The organism is Rheinheimera texasensis DSM 17496 (genome assembly GCF_000711985.1).
GTDB classification, from domain to species: Bacteria; Pseudomonadota; Gammaproteobacteria; order Enterobacterales; family Alteromonadaceae; genus Pararheinheimera; species Pararheinheimera texasensis.
On sequence record NZ_JONU01000008.1, the window covers coordinates 631,826 to 639,910 of the forward strand.

Sequence of the window (8,085 nt, forward strand, 5' to 3'; positions counted from 1 at the left end):
GTCCCAAAATGGAATGAAAATGACAGTTCCGGCCCATACCGAGACACTGGCCTCTGCACTGGGTCAGCTATTATTGCGGAAAAAGCTCAGCATCACCACCGCCGAATCCTGTACCGGCGGTGGGATCTCCTACGCGTTGACCGCGATCCCCGGCAGCTCAGCCTATTTGGACCGCAGTTTTGTTACTTACAGCAACAAAGCCAAACAGCAGTTATTGGGCGTTAAAAGCGCGACATTATTGCAGTTTGGTGCTGTCAGTGAAGAGACTGTCGCTGAAATGGCCAGCGGAGCTGCAACGGCTGCAGGCGCGGATTGTGCTGTGGCGGTATCCGGTATCGCCGGCCCGGATGGTGGCAGTGCATTAAAACCGGTGGGGACTGTCTGTTTTGGTTTTTATGTGCAGGGCGCGGTCGCTACAGTGCGAATTCTGCTGCATGGCGACAGATCGGCTGTCCGGCAACAAAGTATCGATTTTGCCTTGCAGCAGATGATTCAGTTATTGACAGCACAAATTGATTCAACTACTGTATGAGCATACAGCATTTCAGGCAAAACCCTTTTTCCGGAGTTCCAGATGGACGACAATAAACAAAAAGCCCTCAGCGCAGCCTTAAGCCAAATCGAGCGTCAGTTCGGTAAAGGTTCAATCATGAAGCTTGGAGATAACACCTCGCTTGAGATTGATGCGATTTCTACCGGCTCTCTGGGTCTGGACATTGCGCTTGGCATTGGTGGTTTACCTTGTGGCCGGATCGTTGAAATTTATGGTCCTGAATCTTCAGGTAAAACGACCTTAACGCTGCAGGTGATTGCCGAAGCGCAGAAAATGGGTAAAACCTGTGCTTTTATCGATGCGGAGCACGCGCTGGATCCGATTTACGCCGGCAAACTGGGTGTGAAAGTCGAAGATTTATTAGTTTCTCAGCCTGATACCGGCGAACAAGCCTTAGAGATTTGCGACATGTTGGTCCGTTCTGCAGCAGTAGACGTCATCATCGTCGACTCTGTAGCCGCTCTGACACCAAAAGCAGAAATTGAAGGCGACATGGGCGACAGCCACGTCGGCCTGCAGGCCCGTCTGATGTCACAAGCGCTGCGTAAACTGACAGGGAATATCAAACGCTCAAACACTTTATGTATTTTCATCAACCAAATCCGGATGAAAATCGGTGTGATGTTCGGTAACCCGGAAACAACCACAGGTGGTAACGCACTGAAATTCTACGCCTCAGTCCGGTTAGATATCCGCCGTATTGGTTCTGTTAAAGAAGGCGAAGAAGTGGTGGGTAACGAAACCCGCGTTAAAGTAGTGAAAAACAAAGTCGCACCGCCGTTCCGTCAAGCTGAATTTATTATTCAGTACGGTGCCGGCATCAGTAAAACCGGCGAACTGATTGACTTAGGCGTTGCAGAAAAACTGGTCGATAAAGCCGGCGCCTGGTATGCCTATAAAGGTAATAAAATCGGTCAGGGTAAAGCTAATGCGATGAAGTATCTGGCAGAAAATCCAGCTGTAGCACAAGAGATTGAAACCGAACTGCGCAACCGTTTGTTACTGCAACCAACCAAAGGCGCTCCAGCTGTTGAAGAGTTAGCTGCCGAGCCGGCTGAGCTTGATGAAGAATTTTAAACTGCAGACTAAGTACTGCATGGCAATTTTTCAATAACCTGGCGAATTGCAGCACAGGTCTGATACAGAAAATGGCCCGCTTGGGCCATTTCTTTTACTGTTGACGTTCATCGGATTTACTCAACGGTTTGGATGGTAAAGCTGGCTTTATTTGCGATGTTGCGTCCGCAGGCAAATTCAATATCTGCACTGAATTTTCTGGCAACATAAAACCGGCTTGTTTATACAACTGCTCAATCCTGCCATTATCCCGCAGAATTTTGAGGCCTTTATTCAAAGCCTCACTGGCATAACGACCGTCCGGATGAGATTTACTGATGACAAAATGCCGGCTGTCGTTCAGCAAAATTGCAACTCCAGGTACGACTTTTAAACGCAGTTGTTCCAGTTGATAAATGCCGTTTTCATCATGAAAAAACGGCATCAGCATAAAATCAACCCAACGCATATGCACCATCCGTGCCTGACTTAACCATTCATCTTCCTGAATGAGTTCCTTCAGCGCTAATGCGCTCATCGTTTCCCAGTCGGTGCGCCACTTCGGCGTAGAGACCCCGCTGAATTTACGCAATTCCGCTAAAGTCCGGGTGCGTAGCACTGGCAGATTTTCCGGACTGGTGTATATACCGGCTAAATATTCTCCGCGTCGAACCACCGGTTCGCTGAGGTAAACTTTGCCTGCCATGGCTTTGGCATCCGTCAGCCAATAGGTGTCAAAGCTCAGCAGTGAATCGCCACTCTCCAGCATTTTGGTATTGCGGAAATTAAACTTGCCGGGTTGATAATAAAAGTTCTTGGTAAACCCGCCCAAAGCTAAGGCCTGTTGCAGCAATACCATATCTGCAACATCACGCCGCATGGTCGCCCCGCGGAAATCCACAACACTCAGCACCGGGCGGCCGTTGAGGAACTTCAGATAATCTTCGTAAACATCGTCACGAATATAGACCGGAATTCCCTCGGACTCAGGTAAAACGGGCTCTGCCAGACACCAAAAGCCCAGAACCAAACTACAGATGCAGCCAATTATTTTCATGGTCACTCCGTTTCTTAGCTGAGTTCCAGCATAGAGCTGAAACGACAGTATTTCAAAATAACAAATAGACGTCTAAACGTATAGAAGTTGACAATTGGCGGGTGATTCGGCAAAGTGACGCATCTTTGTGGTGTTGTGGAGCCTGTATGCCAATTAAAGTGATAGATCAGTTGCCAGCAGTTGAAGCCTTGTCGGCAGAAAATGTCTTTGTGATCACTGAAAGCCGGGCCCGCACTCAGGATATTCGCCCGCTGCGCATTGCTATATTGAACCTGATGCCCAACAAAGTGACTACTGAAATTCAGTTATTGCGCTTGCTGGCCAATAGTCCGCTGCAGGTTGATATCGAATTAATTCGGCTGGACAACCATGTCAGCAAACACACGCCGGAAAGTCATCTGAATTGTTTTTATCGTTATTTTTCTGATGTGCAGCAGCAAAACTATGATGGTTTGATTATCACCGGTGCACCGCTTGGGCTGGTCGATTATGAGGATGTCAGTTATTGGCCACAGTTATCCGAAATACTGTCCTGGGCCGATCGACACGTCACATCTACATTGTTCCTCTGTTGGGCGGCTCACGCAGCTCTTTATTACTACTATGGCTTGCAGCGGGAGATCCGCGGCGAAAAACTGTCCGGTGTCTACTGGCAAAATGTGGTGCAGCCTTTGTGTCCACTAGTACGTGGTTTTGATGACAGCTTCCTCGTACCGCATTCTCGTTATGCCCAAGTGCCAAAACAAAAGTATCAGCAACATGCGGACATTCATGTATTGGCCGAAGCCGACGCCACCGGCGCTTATTTATTGCAAAACTCCAGCGGTAGCCGGATTTTTGTCACTGGGCACCCGGAATATGACTTAACCACATTAAACGATGAATACCAGCGTGACCTTGCCGCAGGTTTAAACCCTAAAGTGCCGGAGAATTATTTCCGAGACAACGACCCAAGCAAAGGTCCAATGAAACTGTGGCAGAGTCATGCCTTTTTGTTATTCAGTAACTGGCTGAATTATTATGTCTATCAGGCTACACCATTTGATTTAGCTCGCGTCGGCGAGGGGAGAGCTGTATGAGTGCCCGACTGACTACCGACCAATTTAAACAATTACTGGCACAGCGTATTTTGGTGCTGGACGGCGCCATGGGCACCATGATCCAGAATTTCCAGTTGCAGGAAGCCGATTATCGTGGCACTGAATTTGCCGACTGGCCTTCAGACCTTAAAGGCAATAATGATTTATTAGTGCTGACTAAGCCCGAAGTGATTCTGTCCATACACCGGCAGTATCTCGAGGCTGGCGCGGACATTCTGGAAACCAACAGTTTTAACGCTACTACTATTGCGATGGCCGATTACGACATGTCGCATCTGGCAGCACGGATTAACCGCGAAGCGGCGCGTCTGGCGCGGCAGGCTTGTGATGAATTCACCGCAAAAAATCCGGCAAAACCTCGTTTTGTCGCCGGTATTCTGGGGCCAACGAACCGCACTGCGTCGATTTCGCCGGATGTGAATGACCCGGGATATCGCAATGTCAGCTTTGATCAGCTGGTTGCTGCTTATACCGAAGCGACCCATGCACTGATTGAAGGCGGTGCCGATCTCATCATGCTCGAAACCATTTTTGATACGTTAAACGCAAAAGCCGCCGCTTTTGCGGTGCTGCAGGTGTTCGATGAACTCGGTTATAAGTTACCTGTGATGATCTCCGGGACTATCACAGACGCATCAGGCCGGACTTTATCGGGCCAGACCACTGAAGCCTTTTATCATTCGCTGGCGCATGTCGAACCGGTCAGTTTTGGCCTGAACTGCGCGTTAGGCCCGGATTTGTTAAGGCCTTATGTCGAAACCATGGCGACTATCGCCGAATGTGCGACTTCTGTACATCCAAATGCCGGCTTGCCAAATGAATTTGGCGAATATGACCTGAATGCGACGGATATGGCGGCAGAAATCAGAGACTGGGCCAACAACAACTTTATTAATATTGTCGGCGGTTGCTGCGGTACGACGCCTGAGCATATTCGTGTTATTGCTGATGTCGTTGCGGACTTACCGCCGCGTTTGCCGAAGCCGGTCAGTCACAGTTTTAATCTGGCTGGTCTTGAAGCCTTTTCACTGGAGTGGTGATGCAACAACAAGCCCGCTTTATCAACATTGGTGAGCGCACCAACGTCACGGGATCTGCCCGCTTCAAAAAACTGATCATGGACGGCAAATTTGAAGCCGCGTTGGATGTGGCGCGGCAGCAGGTCGAAAATGGCGCCCAAATCATCGATATCAACATGGACGAAGCGATGCTCGACAGCAAAGCTGCCATGGTGCGTTATCTGAATTTGCTGGCCAGTGAGCCTGATATTGCCCGTGTGCCAATTATGGTCGACTCGTCGAAATGGGAAGTGATTGAAGCCGCGCTGAAATGTATTCAGGGCAAAGCAGTGGTCAATTCGATTTCTTTAAAAGAAGGTGAAGCGCCTTTTATTCAGCAGGCGAAGTTATTACGCCGCTACGGCGCCGCTGTGGTCGTGATGGCATTTGATGAAGTCGGCCAGGCCGACACCAAAGTGCGCAAAGTTGAAATTTGTCAGCGCGCCTACAAGATTCTGGTCGAAAAAATCGGTTTCCCGCCACAAGACATTATTTTTGATCCGAATATCTTCGCCGTTGCCACTGGTATTGAAGAGCATAACAACTATGCCGTTGATTTTATCGAAGCCACCCGCGAGATAAAGCGGCTCTGCCCACATGCAAAAATTTCCGGCGGTGTGTCGAACGTGTCATTTTCCTTCCGGGGCAATGATCCGGTACGCGAAGCCATTCATTCGGTGTTTTTGTATCACGCCATCAAAGCTGGCATGGACATGGGTATCGTCAACGCCGGTCAGCTGGCGGTCTACGATGATATTCCGGAGCTACTGAAAGACCGTGTTGAAGATGTGGTGTTAAACCGCCGGCCCGATGCGACTGAACGTTTACTGGAAATCGCTGCACAGTTTAATGGCAAAGGGACGGTTGCAGTCAAAGAAGACGATGCCTGGCGCAGCTGGCCGGTAGCCAAGCGGTTGGAGCATGCGCTGGTCAAAGGTATTACTGATTTCATCGATCAGGATACCGAAGAAGCACGTTTGAGTGTCGAGCGTCCGCTGCATGTGATCGAAGGCCCGTTGATGGACGGCATGAATGTCGTCGGTGACTTGTTTGGCGAAGGCAAGATGTTCCTGCCGCAGGTGGTGAAATCGGCCCGCGTAATGAAAAAGGCCGTAGCTTATCTGCAGCCCTATATAGAAGCGGAAAAAGCCGGCTCCGGTGCCACGACTCAGGGCAAAGTACTGATGGCTACCGTCAAAGGCGATGTGCACGATATCGGTAAGAATATCGTTGGTGTGGTGCTGCAGTGTAATAACTATGAAGTGATTGACCTTGGTGTCATGGTGCCGTGCGCCACTTTGCTGCAAAAAGCCAAAGAGCTGAATGTGGATGTCATCGGTTTATCAGGTTTAATCACACCATCGTTAGACGAGATGGTGCATGTCGCCAAAGAAATGACCCGCCTTGGTTTTACTATCCCACTATTAATTGGCGGCGCAACTACTTCCAAAGCGCATACCGCAATCAAAATCGCACCGCATTATGCGCATGGCGTGGTGTATGTGCCGAACGCGTCGCGTAGTGTGTCTGTGGTGCAGTCGCTGATTTCGGCCGAGCTGAAGCCAGATTATCTGGCGCGGGTGCAGGATGAATATGTGCGTGTCATCGAGCAACATCAGCGCAGCCGTAAACATGAAGAAATGCTGACGCTGGAACAGGCGCGGGCTAATCGTTTTCCACTGGATCTGCAAAAAGTCGCTCCGGCTCCGCGGCAGCCTGGCGTGCATGTCTGGCAGGATGTTGATTTAGCAGTGTTGCGCGATTACATCGACTGGACCCCGTTTTTCCTGACCTGGCAATTATCCGGTAAATTCCCTGCAATTCTGAATCATGCCGAAGTTGGGATGGAAGCCCGCCGGGTGTATCAGGATGCCAATGCGATGTTAGATCGGATGATCGCAGAACGAAAAGTCACGGGGCGCGCCGTATTCGGTTTATTCCCTGCCAATAGCGATGGCGATGACATTATTGTCTGGACCGACGAAAGCCGCACAGCCGAGCGTTGCCGTTTGTTTAATCTGCGCCAACAAGTCGCACTTCGTAACAAAGCGCCGAACTGCTCTTTAGCTGATTTCATCGCACCTGTGGAATCAGGAATTTCCGACTACATCGGTGCCTTTGCTGTCAGTACCGGTTTTGGCGCGGATGAGTTTGCCGCAGAATTCGCCAAGGCGCATGATGACTACAACAGTATTATGGTGAAAGCGCTGGCCGATCGCTTAGCAGAAGCGCTGGCCGAGTATCTGCATATGAAAGTACGCAAAGAATACTGGGGTTATGCCGCCAATGAACAACTGGATAATGAGCAGCTTATTCGGGAAGCTTATCAGGGGATTCGTCCGGCGCCGGGCTATCCGGCTTGTCCTGAACATACTGAGAAGGGCACTTTGTTCTCTTTATTAGATGCAGAGGCGCAGATCGGTATGTTGCTGACCGAAAGCTATGCCATGTGGCCGGGCGCTGCAGTATCGGGCTGGTACTTAGCACATCCGGATAGCAAGTACTTTGCGGTCAGCAAGATTGGTGAAGATCAGCTGTCAGAATATGCGGCGAAGAAAGGCTGGAGCCGCAGCGAAGCAGAAACCTGGTTAGCACCAAACCTGCGCTAACGGATATTTACTGCTATATAGAGTAGGTAACAGAAGCCAATCGCTGCCGCGATTGGCTTCTTTGTCTCTGTGCTGGCGGCTTTATCAGCAGGTTTTTACGATAAAAACAGCACTTCGAGCAAAAAACACCCGAACGATCGCAAAACCCCAACTTTTCTCAAATTTAAGCTTGCGTAAGTTTCGTGAGGGCCTATAATGCGCGCCATGCCGACGGGGTGAAGCGAAACGCGAAACGCCGGGTGAGTTTGAAAAGTGAAAAATAGTCGATAAAAAGACGCTTGACACGAAATGAAAACTGACTAAAATGGCCGCCTCGCAGTGAGGTTGGGGTGAAAGCCTCAAAATCGCAAGCAAGGCAAGTAAGTAGGTTGAGCAGAGTAGTTTATTTAAATAGTAAATTTCTCTGCTTGACTTAAAATCTGGGAAGTGTAAGATACGCCTCCCGCTTCGAAGTCGAAGCACGCTCTTTAACAATTAGCAATCAATCATCTGTGTGGGCACTCGTTGGAGATGATTCGCGTAATACGAATAAATCTTCAGTTGAGTGACTATATAGTCAATTTATTTAGTCAGTAAACTGAGCAAAACTTTTAATTGAAGAGTTTGATCATGGCTCAGATTGAACGCTGGCGGCAGGCCTAACACATGCAAG

Annotated in this window: 6 protein-coding genes; 5 read left to right on the forward strand and 1 reads right to left on the reverse strand. The window is 49.4% G+C overall.

What is annotated here, in order from left to right; genetic code table 11:
* The first annotated feature begins 19 nt into the window (after positions 1 to 19).
* Both Q399_RS0108770 and recA read left to right on the forward strand, forming a co-directional pair.
* A complete protein-coding gene (locus tag Q399_RS0108770; protein WP_031567865.1) occupies positions 20 to 532 on the forward strand; it encodes a CinA family protein in 513 nt (170 codons plus the stop codon).
* A 42-nt stretch (positions 533 to 574) separates the two neighbouring features.
* A complete protein-coding gene (gene recA / locus Q399_RS0108775; protein ID WP_031567866.1) occupies positions 575 to 1,630 on the forward strand; it encodes a recombinase RecA in 1,056 nt (351 codons plus the stop codon).
* A 94-nt stretch (positions 1,631 to 1,724) separates the two neighbouring features.
* Here the strand turns inward: recA and Q399_RS0108780 are convergent, their stop codons facing one another.
* Complete coding sequence (locus Q399_RS0108780; RefSeq protein WP_211253240.1) at positions 1,725 to 2,666, reverse strand: type 2 periplasmic-binding domain-containing protein; 942 nt, start codon at positions 2,664 to 2,666, stop codon at positions 1,725 to 1,727.
* A gap of 146 nt (positions 2,667 to 2,812) precedes the next feature.
* Between Q399_RS0108780 and metA the strand changes: the two genes are divergently transcribed.
* From metA to metH, 3 genes are read left to right on the forward strand one after another with little or no spacing between them, the layout of a single operon-like run.
* Positions 2,813 to 3,745 carry a homoserine O-acetyltransferase MetA gene (metA, locus tag Q399_RS0108785; RefSeq protein WP_031567868.1) on the forward strand — a complete coding sequence of 311 codons (933 nt, stop codon included), beginning with the start codon at positions 2,813 to 2,815 and terminating at the stop codon, positions 3,743 to 3,745.
* Positions 3,742 to 4,806 (forward strand): homocysteine S-methyltransferase family protein, encoded by a 1,065-nt coding sequence (locus tag Q399_RS22315; protein WP_031567870.1) that lies wholly within the window; start codon positions 3,742 to 3,744, stop codon positions 4,804 to 4,806. The genes metA and Q399_RS22315 overlap by 4 nt, the downstream gene beginning before the upstream one ends.
* The gene (metH, locus tag Q399_RS0108795) at positions 4,806 to 7,433 is read left to right on the forward strand and encodes a methionine synthase (RefSeq protein ID WP_031567872.1); all 2,628 of its coding nucleotides are present in this window, start codon (positions 4,806 to 4,808) and stop codon (positions 7,431 to 7,433) included. Before Q399_RS22315 ends, metH begins: the two co-directional genes overlap by 1 nt.
* The last annotated feature ends 652 nt before the right edge of the window (positions 7,434 to 8,085 follow it).

Coding starts and splice junctions, on each gene's coding strand:
- Q399_RS0108770 (WP_031567865.1), top strand. CDS start 20: ATGACAGTTCCGGCCCATACCGAGACACTGGCCTCTGCACTGGGTCAG.
- recA (WP_031567866.1), top strand. CDS start 575: ATGGACGACAATAAACAAAAAGCCCTCAGCGCAGCCTTAAGCCAAATC.
- Q399_RS0108780 (WP_211253240.1), bottom strand. CDS start 2,666: ATGAAAATAATTGGCTGCATCTGTAGTTTGGTTCTGGGCTTTTGGTGT.
- metA (WP_031567868.1), top strand. CDS start 2,813: ATGCCAATTAAAGTGATAGATCAGTTGCCAGCAGTTGAAGCCTTGTCG.
- Q399_RS22315 (WP_031567870.1), top strand. CDS start 3,742: ATGAGTGCCCGACTGACTACCGACCAATTTAAACAATTACTGGCACAG.
- metH (WP_031567872.1), top strand. CDS start 4,806: ATGCAACAACAAGCCCGCTTTATCAACATTGGTGAGCGCACCAACGTC.